The 15,223-nt window shown below is 56.6% G+C and carries 15 protein-coding genes; 3 read left to right on the top strand and 12 right to left on the bottom strand.

What is annotated here, in order from left to right; all coding sequences use genetic code 11:
• Nucleotides 1-139: 139 nt before the first annotated feature.
• Nucleotides 140-1,243, bottom strand: coding sequence for an aspartate-semialdehyde dehydrogenase (gene asd / locus AC2FAK_RS18200; RefSeq protein WP_029883894.1), 1,104 nt, complete (start codon nucleotides 1,241-1,243; stop codon nucleotides 140-142).
• A gap of 177 nt (nucleotides 1,244-1,420) precedes the next feature.
• Between asd and yhgN the strand changes: the two genes are divergently transcribed.
• Nucleotides 1,421-2,014: an NAAT family transporter YhgN gene (gene yhgN, locus AC2FAK_RS18205; RefSeq protein WP_003861574.1), complete on the top strand. Its 594-nt coding sequence runs from the start codon at nucleotides 1,421-1,423 to the stop codon at nucleotides 2,012-2,014.
• 129 nt (nucleotides 2,015-2,143) lie between these two features.
• On the opposite strand, the gene gntU is transcribed toward yhgN, so the two are convergent.
• The 5 genes from gntU to AC2FAK_RS18230 form a co-directional block, all read right to left on the bottom strand.
• Complete coding sequence (gene gntU / locus AC2FAK_RS18210; RefSeq protein ID WP_014833577.1) at nucleotides 2,144-3,484, bottom strand: gluconate transporter; 1,341 nt, start codon at nucleotides 3,482-3,484, stop codon at nucleotides 2,144-2,146.
• Between the two features lie 3 nt (nucleotides 3,485-3,487).
• Complete coding sequence (gntK, locus tag AC2FAK_RS18215) at nucleotides 3,488-4,015, bottom strand: gluconokinase (protein WP_038420757.1); 528 nt, start codon at nucleotides 4,013-4,015, stop codon at nucleotides 3,488-3,490.
• Between the two features lie 126 nt (nucleotides 4,016-4,141).
• Nucleotides 4,142-5,137: a gluconate operon transcriptional repressor GntR gene (gene gntR / locus AC2FAK_RS18220; RefSeq protein ID WP_014833579.1), complete on the bottom strand. Its 996-nt coding sequence runs from the start codon at nucleotides 5,135-5,137 to the stop codon at nucleotides 4,142-4,144.
• A gap of 101 nt (nucleotides 5,138-5,238) precedes the next feature.
• Complete coding sequence (locus tag AC2FAK_RS18225; RefSeq protein ID WP_000639796.1) at nucleotides 5,239-5,934, bottom strand: pirin family protein; 696 nt, start codon at nucleotides 5,932-5,934, stop codon at nucleotides 5,239-5,241.
• A 123-nt stretch (nucleotides 5,935-6,057) separates the two neighbouring features.
• Entirely contained in the window at nucleotides 6,058-7,095 is a 1,038-nt protein-coding gene (locus tag AC2FAK_RS18230) for an oxidoreductase (protein WP_095455460.1), read from the bottom strand.
• Nucleotides 7,096-7,404: 309 nt separating this feature from the next.
• On the opposite strand from AC2FAK_RS18230, the gene yhhY reads away from it, so the two are divergent.
• A complete protein-coding gene (yhhY, locus tag AC2FAK_RS18235; RefSeq protein ID WP_095455459.1) occupies nucleotides 7,405-7,893 on the top strand; it encodes an N-acetyltransferase in 489 nt (162 codons plus the stop codon).
• Between the two features lie 54 nt (nucleotides 7,894-7,947).
• Here yhhY and ggt read toward each other — a convergent pair whose 3' ends face one another.
• Nucleotides 7,948-9,693, bottom strand: coding sequence for a gamma-glutamyltransferase (gene ggt / locus AC2FAK_RS18240; RefSeq protein WP_205742473.1), 1,746 nt, complete (start codon nucleotides 9,691-9,693; stop codon nucleotides 7,948-7,950).
• Nucleotides 9,694-9,815: 122 nt separating this feature from the next.
• Here ggt and AC2FAK_RS18245 point away from each other — a divergent pair, with 122 nt between their 5' ends.
• Nucleotides 9,816-10,193, top strand: a complete 378-nt coding sequence (locus AC2FAK_RS18245; RefSeq protein ID WP_013099122.1) for a DUF2756 family protein — start codon at nucleotides 9,816-9,818, stop codon at nucleotides 10,191-10,193.
• Here the strand turns inward: AC2FAK_RS18245 and ugpQ are convergent.
• From ugpQ to ugpB, 5 genes are all read right to left on the bottom strand, one after another.
• Nucleotides 10,177-10,923, bottom strand: a complete 747-nt coding sequence (gene ugpQ / locus AC2FAK_RS18250; protein ID WP_013099123.1) for a glycerophosphodiester phosphodiesterase — start codon at nucleotides 10,921-10,923, stop codon at nucleotides 10,177-10,179. The genes AC2FAK_RS18245 and ugpQ overlap by 17 nt on opposite strands.
• Entirely contained in the window at nucleotides 10,920-11,990 is a 1,071-nt protein-coding gene (locus AC2FAK_RS18255; RefSeq protein ID WP_095455458.1) for a sn-glycerol-3-phosphate import ATP-binding protein UgpC, read from the bottom strand. The genes ugpQ and AC2FAK_RS18255 overlap by 4 nt, the downstream gene beginning before the upstream one ends.
• Nucleotide 11,991: 1 nt before the next feature.
• On the bottom strand, nucleotides 11,992-12,837 hold the full coding sequence (ugpE, locus tag AC2FAK_RS18260) for a sn-glycerol-3-phosphate ABC transporter permease UgpE (RefSeq protein WP_013099125.1): 846 nt from the start codon (nucleotides 12,835-12,837) through the stop codon (nucleotides 11,992-11,994).
• Complete coding sequence (ugpA, locus tag AC2FAK_RS18265; protein WP_095455457.1) at nucleotides 12,834-13,721, bottom strand: sn-glycerol-3-phosphate ABC transporter permease UgpA; 888 nt, start codon at nucleotides 13,719-13,721, stop codon at nucleotides 12,834-12,836. Before ugpA ends, ugpE begins: the two co-directional genes overlap by 4 nt.
• Before the next feature lie 102 nt (nucleotides 13,722-13,823).
• The gene (gene ugpB / locus AC2FAK_RS18270) at nucleotides 13,824-15,140 is read right to left on the bottom strand and encodes a sn-glycerol-3-phosphate ABC transporter substrate-binding protein UgpB (protein WP_028028113.1); all 1,317 of its coding nucleotides are present in this window, start codon (nucleotides 15,138-15,140) and stop codon (nucleotides 13,824-13,826) included.
• Between the last annotated feature and the right edge of the window lie 83 nt (nucleotides 15,141-15,223).

Below are 15,223 nucleotides of genomic sequence, written 5' to 3' on the forward strand. Positions count from 1 at the left end.
CTCAGGTGAGAAATAAATCTTCCTTAAAGCATAGCCAACGACGAGGTTCCTCCTGATAAAAAATAAGACATCTGCGTTTTACTCCATGTAGTACGCACAAAAAGGGGGGCGATAATCACCCCCCGTGTTTAACAAATTATTACGCCAGCTGGCGCAGCATGCGGCGCAGCGGCTCTGCGGCACCCCACAGCAGCTGGTCACCCACGGTGAACGCGGAGAGGTACTCTGGCCCCATGTTCAGCTTACGCAGACGGCCAACCGGCGTGGTCAGCGTGCCGGTGACGGCCGCAGGCGTCAATTCGCGCATGGTGATATCGCGATCGTTTGGCACCACTTTCGCCCACGGGTTGTGTGCGGCAAGCAGCTCTTCCACGGTCGGAATAGACACATCTTTTTTCAGTTTAATGGTGAAGGCCTGGCTGTGGCAGCGCAGCGCGCCGATACGCACGCACAGACCGTCAACCGGAATGGTGTTCGCGGTAGCGAGGATTTTGTTGGTCTCCGCCTGACCCTTCCACTCTTCACGGGTCTGGCCGTTATCCAGCTGTTTGTCGATCCACGGGATCAGGCCACCGGCCAGCGGTACGCCAAAGTTATCGACAGGCAGTTCGCCGCTGCGGGTCAGCTCGGTGACTTTACGCTCGATATCGAGGATCGCTGACGCCGGATTTGCCAGCTCGGTCGCAACGCTCTGGTGCAGCTGGCCCATCTGGGTCAGCAGTTCACGCATGTGACGCGCACCGCCGCCGGATGCGGCCTGGTAGGTCGCCACGGAGACCCACTCCACCAGGTCCTGCGCGAACAGGCCACCGAGGGACATCAGCATCAGGCTGACGGTGCAGTTACCGCCGACAAAGGTTTTCACGCCGTTGTTCAGGCCGTCGGTGATCACGCCCTGGTTCACCGGGTCGAGGATGATGATGGCATCGTCTTTCATACGCAGCGAAGAGGCCGCGTCAATCCAGTAGCCCTGCCAGCCGCTTTCACGCAGCTTTGGATAGATTTCGTTGGTATAATCGCCGCCCTGGCAGGTCACAATAATGTCGAGTGCCTTCAGCGCTTCCAGATCGTAAGCATCCTGCAACGTGCCTGTGGTACCACCAAAGGACGGTGCAGCCTGGCCGAGCTGGGAAGTGGAGAAGAAGACCGGGCGGATAGCGTCGAAATCGCGCTCTTCAACCATGCGTTGCATGAGTACAGAGCCGACCATACCGCGCCAGCCGATAAAACCAACGTTTTTCATAGCATTTGTTTCCTGCAGAGGGTGTGTGCTGTTTGTGCAAGCCAGTATTGAACTGGGATATGCTTCACATTACAAAATGCTGCCAAAGTCGCAAGCGAAATTAATCGATGATTGCCCGGCAATCAGAAAAAGAGCTAATCATCCTAATAACCATAGAGAAATTCAGGGCTAATTTACATGAGTGAAATCATTTCTGCGGCGGTTTTATTGATCCTGATAATGGATCCACTGGGAAACCTGCCGATCTTCATGTCGGTGCTGAAGCACACCGAACCCAAGCGCCGCCGGGCAATCATGATCCGCGAGCTGCTTATCGCCCTGCTGGTGATGTTTATCTTCCTGTTTGCCGGGGAAAAAATTCTCGCCTTCCTGAATCTGCGTGCCGAAACGGTCTCCATTTCCGGCGGAATTATTCTGTTCCTGATTGCCATCAAGATGATTTTCCCGAGCGCGGAAGGCAGCAGCAGCGGCCTGCCTGCGGGTGAAGAGCCGTTTATCGTACCGCTGGCGATCCCGCTGGTCGCCGGGCCGACCATTCTGGCCACATTGATGCTACTGTCGCATCAGTATCCCAACCAGATGAGCCATCTGGTGATTGCTTTGCTGATTGCCTGGGGCGGAACGTTCATTATTCTGCTGCAGTCGTCGCTATTCCTGCGCCTGTTGGGCGAGAAAGGGGTCAATGCGCTGGAACGTTTGATGGGGCTGATTCTGGTGATGATGGCGACGCAGATGTTCCTGGACGGGATACGTGCGTGGATGAAGGGATAGCAAGGTAAATGCAAAACGGAGTGACTTGTAGGTCGGGTAAGGCGAAGCCGCCACCCGACAAAATAAGATCTCTGCGGCCTGATGCCCTCACCCCAACCCTCTCCCACAGGGAGAGGGCGAAAACCGGGGTTAGCTCAGCAGCGTAAACGCAATCATCCCGACAATCGCACCCGTGGTGCCGAGGATAGTTTCCATCAGCGTCCAGGTTTTCAGGGTTTGCGCTTCGGTTGCACCGGTAAATTTACCGAACAGCCAGAAGCCCGCATCGTTCACGTGCGACACCACAATCGAACCACCTGCGATACAGATAGACAGCGCCGCCATCTGCGCACCGGAGTAGTTCAGCTGTTCAATCACCGGCATCACCAGGCCAACAGCCGTTAAACAGGCCACGGTCGCGGAGCCCTGAATGATACGCACCGCCGCCGCCAGCACAAAGCAGGTGACCGCGATGGGCAGTCCCATTCCGGTCAGCGCTTCACCCAGCGCCGGACCGACGCCTGAATCCACCAGCACCTGTTTGAACACGCCACCCGCACCGATCACCAGCAGGATAATGCCCGCTGGCTGCAGCGCAGCACCGCAGATTTCCATCACGCGGTCTTTCGGCATCCCCTGACGCATCGCCAGGCCATAAATCGCCACCAGACACGCCACCAGAATTGCCGTGAACGGGTGACCGATAAATTCGAACCATTCGTACGCGGTAGATCCCACCGGTACAAAGCGCGCGGCAATGGTTTTCAAACCCACCAGCACCAGCGGCAGCAGGATCAGAGACAGGCTGAAGCCGAAGGACGGCATTTTACCTTCGCCCAGGTGCGGCTCGGTAATATCATCAGGAATATGCAGTTCAACGTAGCGGCTGATGAAGTTGCCCCACAGCGGACCGGCGATAATCATTCCCGGGATTGCCGCGCACAGGCCAATCAGGATCATCCAGCCAAAGTCGGCGTGCATCTGGGAAGCCAGCAGCATCGGCGCAGGCCCCGGCAGCAGAAACGCCGCCGCCGCGGCCACACCCGCAAACAGCGGAATAACCAGCTTCACAAGGTTAGTACCGGTATGGCGCGCCATGGAGAACGCCACGCTAATCAGCAGCACCACGGCCACTTCAAAGAACAACGGCAGCGCGCAGATCAGACCGGCCAGGCCAATCGCATAGTGTGCACGACTGTGACCAAACGATTTCAGCATCTTGACGGCAATCTGGTCGACCGCGCCCGTCTCATGCAGGATCTTGCCAAACATCGCGCCCAGCGCGACCACAATAGCCAGGAAGCCCAGTGTGCCCCCCATCCCTTTTTCCATCGTCGCAGCGATCTTATCGAGCGGCATACCGGAAAAGAGACCTGCACCAATAGAAACCACCATCAAAGCAACAAAAGCATGCATACGCGCTTTCATCACTAAAAACAGCAGCAGCAATACCGAACCCACTGCTGTCAAAACTAGCGTTAATGTACTCAAAACTTACTGCCTTTTATTAATGACCTCGATGGTGCTGGCAACAACACCCTCCAGTGACTGATCGATATCAACCACTAAGACGTCTTTTTCATCTTCACCTGGCTCCTGCAGCGCTTCGAACTGTGTGACCAGCATCTGGGTTTTGAAGAAGTGGCCTTTGCGCGCCTTGAGACGGCTTTCGATGACGTCGAAATCGCCTTTCAGGTAGATGAAAGAGAGGTTCGGGTTGCCGTCACGCAGCAGATCGCGGTAGGTTTTTTTCAGCGCAGAGCAGACGATCAGGGAAACTTTATTGGTGCGCTGCATGGCAAACGCGGCATCGTTCAGCGCCTGTAACCATGGTTTACGGTCGTCGTCGTTCAGCGGCTCGCCGGAGGCCATCTTCATGATGTTGCTGCGCGGATGGAGGAAGTCGCCATCAAGAAACGCCGCATTAAGTTGATGCGCCACTTCGCTTGCCACGGCAGATTTACCGCTACCGGAAACGCCCATCAGGACGTAAACGTGGTGATCATGATTAGTCGTGCTCAAAGGGTGTCCCTCAGTCAATTGTTACGGGTAACAGTTATCGGTAACATTGTCCTGCCGGGGCAAAAGAGAAGCAATATCCAAACGTGCGCGATGTGAATAAGTGTGAGCTACTTCAAATTTGTCGGATTAAATAGATCCACCCGGTGACAAGGTGAAACCTAAATCTAACATTTTTGGCGTAACCGCTTCACCGCGAATGCGCGCCAGCAGGCGTTCTGCGCCAATGCGACCCATGCGTTCACGCGGTGTCAGGACGCTCGCCAGACGCGGCTCCATCACCTGGCCGATGTCATGGCCGTGGAAACCGGCTATCGCCATATCATCGGGGATCTTCAGCCCCAGACGCTGGCATTCGAACGCTGCACCGACCGCAAGGTCATCGTTGGTACAGAAAATACCGTCCAGTTGTGGATACTCGCGCCGTGCCTGCCGCATCAGCTCAATACCCGACGTATAGGAAGAGGACTGCTCCACCATCACGCTGTACGGGGTTAAATTTGCGTCAAGCATCGCCTGCTCGTATCCCTTCTGTTTGATGATAGTACGTTCATCAAGACGCGCACCCAGGTAGGCGATATGACGATGACCACGCGCGATGATCGCCGCCGTCATCTGCCGCGCCGCTTCGAAGTTGTCAAAACCCACGGCAATATCAAGGCACGGCGACTGGCTGTCCATCAGTTCCACCACCGGGATCCCGGCCACTTCGATCATCTTCAGCGTACGGGGGGTGTGAGTACGTTCAGTTAAAATCAGGCCATCGATGTTCCAGGAAAGCATCGATTCAAGACGTTCTTCTTCCAGTTCCGGTTTGTAGCCGTAGTGTGCCAGCATGGTCTGGTAACCAAACGCATCCGTGACGCTTTCAATACCGCGCAACACTTCGGCAAAGACCTGGTTAGTTAAAGAAGGCAGGAGGACGCCCACCGCACGACTGGTGGCATTAGAAAGAATATCGGGTGCGCGGTTGGGGATATAACCCAGTTCATCGAGAGCAGCGGCAATCTTGCCACGCAACGCTACGGAAACCTGTTCCGGGTTACGTAAAAAACGGCTGACCGTCATTTTGGTCACACCAACACGATCGGCGACATCCTGAAGTACGGGGCGTTTCTTTTTCATCGTCCTGAGAAATCTTGAAGAGAGAGATTTGCTCAGTTTATCACGGACAAAGCCCATCCTTCCCCTGTCAAAGGGAAGGATGGGCATTTATTTATGATTTATTACACCGGTGGCAGATCAAACAGCAGAATTTCACTTTCGCTGTCGGCATGCACGGAGAGCGCTTGCTCATCCCAGATGGCCAGACCATCTGCCGTTGTCGCTTTGGTGCCGTTGATGGACACTTCACCTTTCACCACCTGGATCCAGACGCGGCGGTTCGCGGCGATCTGGTGTACAGACTGTTCGTCTTTCGCCAGCGCCCAGCGGTACAGTTCCATATCCTGATGCACTTTCAGCGAACCTTCACGCGCATCCGGGGAGAGCACCAGCTGTTTGCCCTGTTTGGCGTCGAAGCGGCGCTGCTCGTAGCGCGGCGTGATGCCGGTTTCTTCTGGAATGATCCAGATTTGATACAGGTGCAGTTTTTCCGTTTTGCTCGGGTTGTACTCCGAGTGACGAACACCGGTACCCGCGCTCATGATCTGGAACTCGCCCGCCGGAACCTGCTCTTTGTTGCCCATGCTGTCCTGGTGCTCAACCGCCCCTTCCAGCACATAGGTCAGGATTTCCATGTCTTTATGCGGGTGGGTACCGAAGCCCTGGCCTGCATCAATCACGTCATCGTTAATCACGCGCAGTGCAGAGAAGCCCATGAAGTTCGGGTCGTAGTAGTCGGCAAACGAGAATGAATGCCATGAGTCCAGCCAGCCATGATTCGCGTGACCACGTTCGTTTGCTTTGCGTAAGTAGATCATTGTTTTCACCCTCAGTTCGTTTCGATGAAGTAAGTGTGGACGCAAACCGCCTGGGATCATAGAGGGTGAAAATTGACTCCTCTGTTCAAAAATTATGAACAAGTGCAGAGGAGCCATTTTTGCTTATTTCGCAAGGGTTACCGTGGCAGGAGAAGCCTGTTCGAAGGCCCGTTCGAGGATTTCGAGGTTGGTCATAACGTCAGATTCCTTGACGTAATTCGCCACGCCGCGGGTCAGGGTTGCATGCAGCGCGTCGTAGACGCGACCATAGTCGCCGGTTTCAGGCGTCAGCTCTTCTCTGACCGTCACACCTTCTGCGTTCACATACTCCAGTACGCCAACCGAATCATCCGCCGCAAAGCCCGGTTCACCCGGCATGATATTGGCCTTCAGGCTGGTCTCCTGCTGATCGATACCGTACTTGATAAACGAACCTTTCGTGCCGTGAACGATAAATTTCGGGTAGTCGATTTTCACCAGATGGCTGGTTTTAACGATGGCTTTCAGGTCGCCGTAGAACAGCTGCGCTTCAAAAGTATCGTCCGGGTTGGCTTTATTACGCAGGCTGCGAATGTCATACGCCACGTGGTCCGGGCGGCCAAACAGGGAGATGATTTGGTCCATGGTATGGACGCCAAGACCGTAGAAGGAACCGTCCTGCGGCAGGCCGGGTTTGGTCTCCGCCACCGGGCGGTAATAGTCAAAATGGCTTTCCATTTCGACGATGTCGCCAAGCTTGCCGCTCTCAATCGCCTTTTTCGCCGTGAGGAAGCAGCTGTCGAAGCGACGGTTCTGATACGGCGTGACGGTCAGCCCTTTGCCTTTCGCCAGTGCGAAGAGGGTTTTCGCTTCAGCGATGGTCGGGGTGAAGGGTTTTTCTACCAGCACGTTTTTACCCGCCTCGAGCGCGCGTTTCGCATAGTCGAAATGGCTGTCAGCATGGGTACAGACGATGACCAGTTTAACCTGCGGGTCGCCCAGTACTTCATTGAGATCGCTGGTGAAATGAATATGGGAATACTGCGGAGACTGCTCTTCCGGCTTCGCGCTGCGGCGGTAGATATGCGCCACATGCCAGCTGTCTTTACGGTTGAGAACATACGGAAGATGATAGCGGGTCGTACTTTTACCAAATCCAATAAATGCGCAATGTAAGGTCATAGCTCAGTCCTTTTGGAAGGTTACTGGGTTTTACCATAGCGCATGTTTTGCCCTCACCCCAGCCCTCTCCCACGGGGAGAGGGCGAAAAAGGACAAAAAAAAGCCAGCTAAAAGCTGGCTAAAGTAATACTGGAAGCAATGTGAGCAATGTCGTGCTTTCAGGTTCCCGTAGTGGTCTTCCTGAATGCAGAGCAATAATAATCATTCTCATTCGCACTTGTCCAATACTTTTTGCAAAAAATAGCGGTTGACTCAAATTTCAAAGTCACTGATGTTGGAAGGGATGTTTAACTGACTGAGGAATAAGGAATGAGTGAGATAGTGATACGCCATGCGGAACCGAAAGATTATGACGCCATTCGTCAGATCCACGCCCAGCCGGAGGTGTACCACAACACGCTACAGGTTCCTCATCCCTCTGAGCAGATGTGGCAAGAGCGGCTATCCGACCAGCCGGGCATTAAACAGCTGGTCGCATGTATCGACGGCACCGTTGCCGGACACCTGAGCATCGCCGTTGCGCAACGCCCGCGCCGCAGCCATGTGGCTGATTTTGGGATTTGTGTAGGCGCGCAGTGGCAAAACCGGGGCGTTGCCAGCGCACTGATGCGCACCATGATTGATATGTGCGATAACTGGCTGCGCGTTGACCGCATTGAGCTGACGGTGTTTGTCGATAACGAGCCGGCGATTGCGGTGTACAAAAAACACGGATTTGAGATTGAAGGCACAGGCAAGCGTTATGCCCTGCGCAACGGCGAGTATGTGGATGCGTATTATATGGCGCGAATGAAGTAGTTTGTTGCCCTCACCCTAACCCTCTCCCACCGGGAGAGGGAATTAGACAACAGATTAATACCCCGCCGTTAAATCATCCACCGACCGCGGGTCTGACGCGCCAAACAGCGCCCCGTCCGGCCCCACCATAATGCTCTGGGTGCTGCCCATCGCCTCTTTCACCGCTACCTTCTGTCCGCGCTGCTCCAGCAGTTTGAGGGTGTCCGGGCTAAAGCCCTTCTCGACGCGCAGTTCATCCGGCAGCCACTGGTGATGGAAGCGTGGGGCGTTGGTCGCCTCCGCCACGTTCATACCAAAGTCGATACTGTTCACCACCATCTGCAGCACGGTGGTGATAATCCGGCTGCCACCCGGGCTGCCGGTTACCAGCCAGGTTTTGCCGTCTTTCACCACAATGGTCGGTGACATCGACGACAGCGGACGTTTCTTCGGCCCCACCGCGTTGGCATCCCCACCGACCAGCCCGTAGACGTTCGGTACGCCCGGTTTGGCAGAGAAGTCATCCATCTCGTTGTTCAGCAGAATGCCGCTGTTGCCCGCCACAATCCCGGTTCCAAAGGTGGTATTGAGCGTATAGGTCACCGCCACCGCGTTACCGTCTTTATCCACCACCGAGAAGTGGGTGGTCTGGTTACTTTCATACGGTGCCAGCTTGCCGGGGCGGATCTCGCTCGACGGCTTAGCCTTATTGATGTCGATCTGATCGGCAATGGATTTGGCATACGCTTTGTTGGTCAGCGCCTGCCACGGCACCTTCACAAAGTCCGGGTCGCCAAGGTATTCCGAGCGGTCGGCATAGGCGCGTTTTTCCGCCTCGGCCATCACCTGCATGGCATCGGCACTGCCGAAGCCAAACTTGTGCATATCGAAGTTTTCCAGAATATTGAGGATCTGCACGATGTGGATCCCGCCGGAGGACGGCGGCGGCATGGAGAAGACCTCATAGCCACGGTAGGTGCCGCTAATTGGCTCGCGCTCCACCGCCTTATACTCCGCCAGATCCGCTTTGGTGATGAGCCCGCCGTTCTTTTGCATCTCTTCGGCAATCTGGTCGGCAATCGCCCCTTTGTAGAAGGCGTCCGGGCCATGCTCCGCAATCAGCTCCAGGCTTTTGGCAAGGTTCTTCTGCACCAGCTTATCGCCCTTCTTCAGCGGCTCTCCGTCTTTCCAGAAGATCGCCTTGCTGTTTTCATGGTTCGGAATGACTTCGCTGCCGTAGGTTTTAAGGTCATCGGCCAGGGCGTCGTTCACCACAAAGCCGTCGCGCGCCAGCTTAATGGCAGGCTGGACCACTTTGTTCAGCGGCATCGTGCCGTATTTTTCCAGCGCCAGCGAGAAGCCTGCGACGGTGCCCGGCGTGCCGGACGCAAGGTGCGAGGTCAGCGATTTTTTACTGTCCGGGTTGCCCTGATCGTCAAGGAACATATCGCGGGAGGCCTGAGCAGGCGCCATTTCGCGGAAGTCGATGGCCGTCGTCTTTCCGTCTTTGGTGCGCAGCATCATAAAGCCGCCGCCGCCCAGATTCCCCGCCTGCGGGTGTGTTACCGCCAGCGCATAGCCGACCGCCACCGCGGCATCCACCGCATTACCGCCCTGTTTGAGAATATCGACGCCCACTTTCGTTGCCAGCGCATCCACCGAGGCCACCATCCCGTGCGTGGCCCGCACGGGATGAAACACATCTTCCTCCAAGCCATAAGAGACCGGAGGAGCCGCAGGCGGGTTAGCCGCCACGCTAAATGTACCGCCTGCCATCAGCGCAGCGATGGCGACCCAGCGCAAAAGGGTTGGTTTCATCATTATTGTTCTCCAGGTGAAGGGAGCCATATTCCCCGCTTAAGCCTGGTTCACAACTCCTAAAAAATCATCGTCATGGTGAATTCGGGGTAAACTTAAGAGAAACCTCAAAGAAGGAGAAGATCATGAAACGCTTCCTGATCCTTACGGCGTTGCTCCCGTTTGCCGCACTTGCACAGCCACTCAATACGATGAATAACCCTAACCAGCCGGGCTATGTCATTCCGAGCCAGCAGCGTATGCAGACGGAGATGATGAGTCAGCAGCAACAGCAAAAAGGGATGCTGAACCAGCAGTTGAACACGCAGACCCGAATGCAGCAGCAGAGCCTGCAAAATCAGATGAACACTAACACCCAGCGCGTGCAGCAGGGGCAGATGCGCGAGCAACCGCTGCCGAATAAAAACGGCGGGATGCTGGGAGGGATGAGTTCGTCAGGCAGCGGACAGCAGCATATGCTGCCGTCGCAGTCGAATGGCAGTATGCTTAATCCGCAGAACTAAAGTCCGGACCGATCAGGTCAATCGCATCGGTACAGATACTGTCCACACCCCAGCGCAGCAGCTCAGCCGCACGCTGGGGTTTGTTGACGGTATACACCAGAATATGCAGCCCTGCCGCTTTCAGCATCTTAACCCTCGCCTCATCCAGCAGCTTATGATTGAGATGGATCGACACGCACGCTAAGCGGGTGGTCAGCTCACGCCAGTCCTCGCGCCACTCGTCCAGCAGCAGCCCGCGCGGCAGCTCCGGCACCGCAGCCTGTGCCGCTTCAAGGGCATCAATTTCAAATGACGACAGCAGCGGTGGCGTCATGCCTTCCCACAGCTCGCGTGCGGCCAGCGCAATCACGTTGCCCGTGAGCGGCCCGGTACCGGTCGTCGGTTTGATTTCGATGTTGGCCATCATCCCGTGTTGACGACAACGGTCGGCCACTTCCGCCAGCAGCGGCAACGGTTCGCCTTTGTACTCGCCGCTGAACCAGCTTCCGGCATCCACCTTCAGCAGATCGCGCCACGGCAGTTCCCCCGCCACGCCCCAGCCGTTGCTGGTGCGTTCGAGATTGTCATCATGCAGCAGGAAAATTTCGCCGTCTTTCGACAGCTTGGCGTCGAATTCAATCATCGTGTGGCCGTAGCGTGCGCCAACATCAATTGCCGCCAGGGTATTTTCCGGCGCCAGTTTACCGCCGCCACGGTGGGCGACGATGTGGGGATAAGGCCAGTTGCTCATACTCGTTGTCCTGTTTCACCGTCAAATAAGTGCAGGTGATTTTCCGGCAGGTGCAGCCACAGCGTGCTGCCTGCTTTCGGGCGTTCCTGATGCGGCAGACGCACCACCATTTTTTGCTCGCCCCAGCGTCCATGCGCCAGGTTATCTGCACCCAACATCTCCAGCGTGTCCATCACCAGCGGCACGCCGCCGTCCGCCTGAGAGGTTAAACCAATATGCTCCGGGCGAATACCGAGCGTCATCTTACGCCCGGCGTAGCCACGATAGTACCAGTTGATGGGTAATGCCATCCCGCTTTCCAGCTCAAAGTGGGTGCCCGCGCTGCTGATCCGCCCTTCCAGCAGGTTCATTGCCGGGCTGCCGATAAAGCTCGCCACAAAGCGGGTGGCCGGTTTCTCATAGACTTCCACCGGCGTGCCAATCTGCTCGGCGATGCCTTTGTTCATCACCATCACCCGTTGGGCGAGGGTCATGGCTTCGACCTGATCGTGGGTCACGTACAGGGAGGTGGTTTTCAGACGGCGATGCAGTTGCTGCAGCTCCAGACGCATCTGCACGCGCAGCTTGGCGTCGAGGTTAGAGAGCGGTTCATCGAACAGGAACACCGCCGGATCGCGCACAATGGCACGCCCCATCGCCACGCGCTGGCGCTGGCCGCCGGAGAGCTCACGCGGACGACGCTTAAGCAGGCCATCCAACTCCAGAATGCGTGCCGCCTCTTTCACCCGCTCCTCGATATGCCCCTTGCCCATGCCGCGGATTTTCAGCCCCCAGGCCATGTTCTCTTCCACGCTCATGTGCGGATAGAGGGCGTAGTTCTGGAACACCATCGCGATGCCGCGGTCTTTGGGCTCCATCTCGGTCACGCGCTGGCGGTCAATCCAGATATCGCCGGAGGTGACGCGCTCAAGCCCGGCCACCATGCGCAGCAGCGTGGATTTGCCGCAACCGGACGGGCCGACCATCACGATGAACTCCCCGTCCGCCACGTCGAGGGTGAGCGGCTGAATCACCTGGGTTTTGCCATCCCAGCTTTTGGTCACTGCCTGAAGTTTTAAACCTGCCATCTTATTTCTCACTGTCCACTAAACCACGCACAAACGCACGCTGCATGGCTAAAACGATAACGACCGGGGGGATAAGGGTGAGCAGCATCGCCGCCATCACCTGGTTCCAGAGGGTGGTGCCTTCGCCGGTGGCGATCATGCCCTTGATGCCCGCCACGGCGGTGCCGAGGTTGACGTCCTGAATAATCAGCAGCGGCCACAGGTACTGGTTCCAGCCGTAGATAAAGGTGATCACAAACAGCGCCGCGAGGTTGGTTTTCGACAGCGGCAGCACGATGTCGCGGAAAAAGCGCATCGGTGAGGCGCCGTCAATGCGCGCGGCTTCAATCAGCTCGTCCGGCAGCGTCATAAAGAACTGGCGGAACAGGAAGGTGGCGGTCGCAGACGCCATCAGCGGCAGGGTTAAGCCCGCGTAGCTGTCGAGCATCTTCAGGTTGGCGATCACTTCCACCGTCGGGAAGATACGCACCTCCACCGGCAGCATCAGGGTGATAAAAATCATCCAGAAGAAGAGGTTACGCAGCGGAAAGCGGAACCAGACGATGGCGAAAGCCGAGAGCATCGACACCGTGATTTTGCCCACCGTAATGCCGAACGCCATGATGAAGCTGTTGAGCATCATCAGCCAGAACGGCGCGCTGTTGGCCCCCACGCCCTGGGTCCAGATGGTTTTCATGTTCTCAAAAAGATGCGTGCCTGGGATCAGCGTCATCGGCGTGTCGAACACCGCTTTGGTGTCCAGCGTGGCGGCGACAAACGCCACGTACAGCGGAAAGAGGATGACGATAATCCCCAGAATCAGCATGGTATGGCTGAAAATCGTCAGCCCGCGACGGTTCTCAATCATTGGTAGCGCACCTTACTTTCGACATAGCGGAACTGCACCACCGTGAGGATGATGACAAGGAACATCAGCACGACGGACTGCGCGGCGGAGGCCGAGAGATCCAACCCGGCAAACCCTTCGCGGTAGATTTTATAAATCAGCGTCGTCGTGGCCTGCACCGGGCCACCGGCGGTGGCCGCGTCGATGACCGGGAAGGTGTCGAAAAAGGCATACACCAGGTTCACCACCAGCAGGAAGAAACTCACCGGGGCAATCAGCGGCAGCGACAGCCTGAAGAAGCGGCGGATCGGGCCTGCGCCGTCAATGGCGGCGGCTTCCACCAGCGAACGCGGAATGGACTGTAGCGCGGCAAAGAAGAACAGGAAGTTGTAGCTAATCTGCTTCCACACCGAGGCGAACACCACCAGGAACATCGCCTGGCCGCTGTTCTGGGCGTGGTTCCAGTCGTATCCGAATTCCGCCAGAAAATGGGTAATTAACCCGCGTCCGGGGTTAAACAGGAAGATCCACAGCACGGCGGCGACCGCTGGTGCCACGGCGTAGGGCAGCAGTATCAGGGTCTGATACAGACGGCTGCCACGCACCACGTAATCCACCAGCGCGGCGAAGAACAGCGAGGCAACAAGGCCGCTCACGGTGACCAGCGCGCTGAATTTGATCGTCGTCCAGAAAGAATCCAGGTAGTAGCTGTCGTGGAACAGCGCGGTGAAGTTGTCCAGGCCTACAAACTGGCTGGAGAGTCCAAAAGGATCAACGCTTTGCACCGAGTACCAGAGCGCTTCGCCCGCGGGCCAGATAAAGAAGATAACGGTGATGACCAGCTGAGGCGCGACCAGCAGATACGGCAGCCAGCGGGAACGAAACACCGGACGGGATGATGACATTGAGATTTGGTTCCTGAACAGTGCCTGGTGGCGGCTACGCCTTACCCGGCCTACATATGGCACGTCGTAGGCCCGGTAAGCGCAGCGCCACCGGGCATTTTTTTACGATTTGGTGGACTGCTCAAAGCGGCGCAGCAGCTGATTCCCGCGCTCTACCGCTGAATCCAGCGCCTGCTGTGGCGTTTTCTTGCCGGTCCAGACGCTTTCCAGCTCTTCGTCGACAATGGTGCGGATCTGCGGCATGTTGCCCAGACGCAGGCCTTTGGTGAACGGCAACGGCGGCTTGTTCAGCATCTGACGCGTCGCGATATCCGCACCCGGATTCTTGCTGTAGAAGCCCTGCTCGCGGGTCAGGTCATAGGCAGCTTTGGTGATCGGCAGGTAGCCGGTTTTCTGGTGCCATTCGGCCGCGTTTTCAGGTTTCGCCAGGAAGTCGAGGAACTCGGCCACCCCTTTGTAGGTGCCGGCGTCTTTACCCTGCATCACCCACAGGCTTGCTCCGCCGATGATGGCGTTCTGCGGCGCGCCTTTCACGTCTGCGTCGTACGGCATCATGCCCACGCCGTAGTTGAATTTGGCATAGTGACGGATATCCGCCAGCGAGCCGGACGAGGCGGTGGTAATGGCGCAGTCACCGTTGTAGAACTTCTCGGTGGATTCGTCTTTACGTCCGAAGTAGCTGAAATCCCCCTTCTTGTTCAACTCTTCCAGCAGCGCGATGTGCTTCACCTGCTCTGGCTTGTTGAACTCCAGTACCGCGTCGGTGCCATCGAAACCGTTGTTTTTGGTGGCTACCGGCAGGCCGTGCCAGGCGCTGAAGTTTTCAATCTGGATCCAACCCTGCCAGCCGCTGGCGTAGCCGCACTTCATCCCCGCCGCTTTCAGCTTCGCGGTGTACTCCGCCAGATCCTGCCAGGTTTTTGGCGGCTGCTCCGGGTCTAAACCGGCTTTCTTAAAGGCGTCTTTGTTGTAGTACAGCACCGGCGTCGAGCTGTTAAACGGCTGAGACAGCAGATGGCCGGTTTTAGAATCGGTGTAGTAACCCGCTACGGTCGGCACAAACTGGGATTCGTCGAAGTTGATCCCCGCCTCTTTGAACACTTCGTAGACCGGTTTGATGGCTTTGGAGGCCATCATGGTCGCGGTGCCTACTTCGTACACCTGCAAAATGGCAGGCGCATTACCGGTACGGAAGGCGGCAATGCCCGCGCTCAGGCTCTGCTCGTAGTTACCTTTGTACACCGGCACAATTTTGTAATCCGGATGGGTGTCGTTGAAACGCTGCGCCAGGGAGTCAACCTCTTTACCCAACTCCCCTTCCATGGAATGCCAGAACGGAATGGTCGTCACAGCCATTGCGTTCGTCGCAAAAGCCAGACCCAGTGCCAGACCCAAAGCTGTGTGTCGTAACGATGTCATTGTCATCTCTCTTATTGTGCCGGATGCGCGATATCACGCGTTTTATGCTCGCGAGGTAACATGACATGCTCGAATGACAGAAA

Source organism: Enterobacter cloacae complex sp. 394F7, from assembly GCF_057320385.1.

Excerpts from the sequence above, each read along its gene's own strand:
- asd (WP_029883894.1), bottom strand. The coding sequence starts at position 1,243 with ATGAAAAACGTTGGTTTTATCGGCTGGCGCGGTATGGTCGGCTCTGTA.
- yhgN (WP_003861574.1), top strand. The coding sequence starts at position 1,421 with ATGAGTGAAATCATTTCTGCGGCGGTTTTATTGATCCTGATAATGGAT.
- gntR (WP_014833579.1), bottom strand. The coding sequence starts at position 5,137 with ATGAAAAAGAAACGCCCCGTACTTCAGGATGTCGCCGATCGTGTTGGT.
- AC2FAK_RS18225 (WP_000639796.1), bottom strand. The coding sequence starts at position 5,934 with ATGATCTACTTACGCAAAGCAAACGAACGTGGTCACGCGAATCATGGC.
- AC2FAK_RS18230 (WP_095455460.1), bottom strand. The coding sequence starts at position 7,095 with ATGACCTTACATTGCGCATTTATTGGATTTGGTAAAAGTACGACCCGC.
- yhhY (WP_095455459.1), top strand. The coding sequence starts at position 7,405 with ATGAGTGAGATAGTGATACGCCATGCGGAACCGAAAGATTATGACGCC.
- ggt (WP_205742473.1), bottom strand. The coding sequence starts at position 9,693 with ATGATGAAACCAACCCTTTTGCGCTGGGTCGCCATCGCTGCGCTGATG.
- AC2FAK_RS18245 (WP_013099122.1), top strand. The coding sequence starts at position 9,816 with ATGAAACGCTTCCTGATCCTTACGGCGTTGCTCCCGTTTGCCGCACTT.
- ugpQ (WP_013099123.1), bottom strand. The coding sequence starts at position 10,923 with ATGAGCAACTGGCCTTATCCCCACATCGTCGCCCACCGTGGCGGCGGT.
- AC2FAK_RS18255 (WP_095455458.1), bottom strand. The coding sequence starts at position 11,990 with ATGGCAGGTTTAAAACTTCAGGCAGTGACCAAAAGCTGGGATGGCAAA.
- ugpE (WP_013099125.1), bottom strand. The coding sequence starts at position 12,837 with ATGATTGAGAACCGTCGCGGGCTGACGATTTTCAGCCATACCATGCTG.
- ugpA (WP_095455457.1), bottom strand. The coding sequence starts at position 13,721 with ATGTCATCATCCCGTCCGGTGTTTCGTTCCCGCTGGCTGCCGTATCTG.
- ugpB (WP_028028113.1), bottom strand. The coding sequence starts at position 15,140 with ATGACATCGTTACGACACACAGCTTTGGGTCTGGCACTGGGTCTGGCT.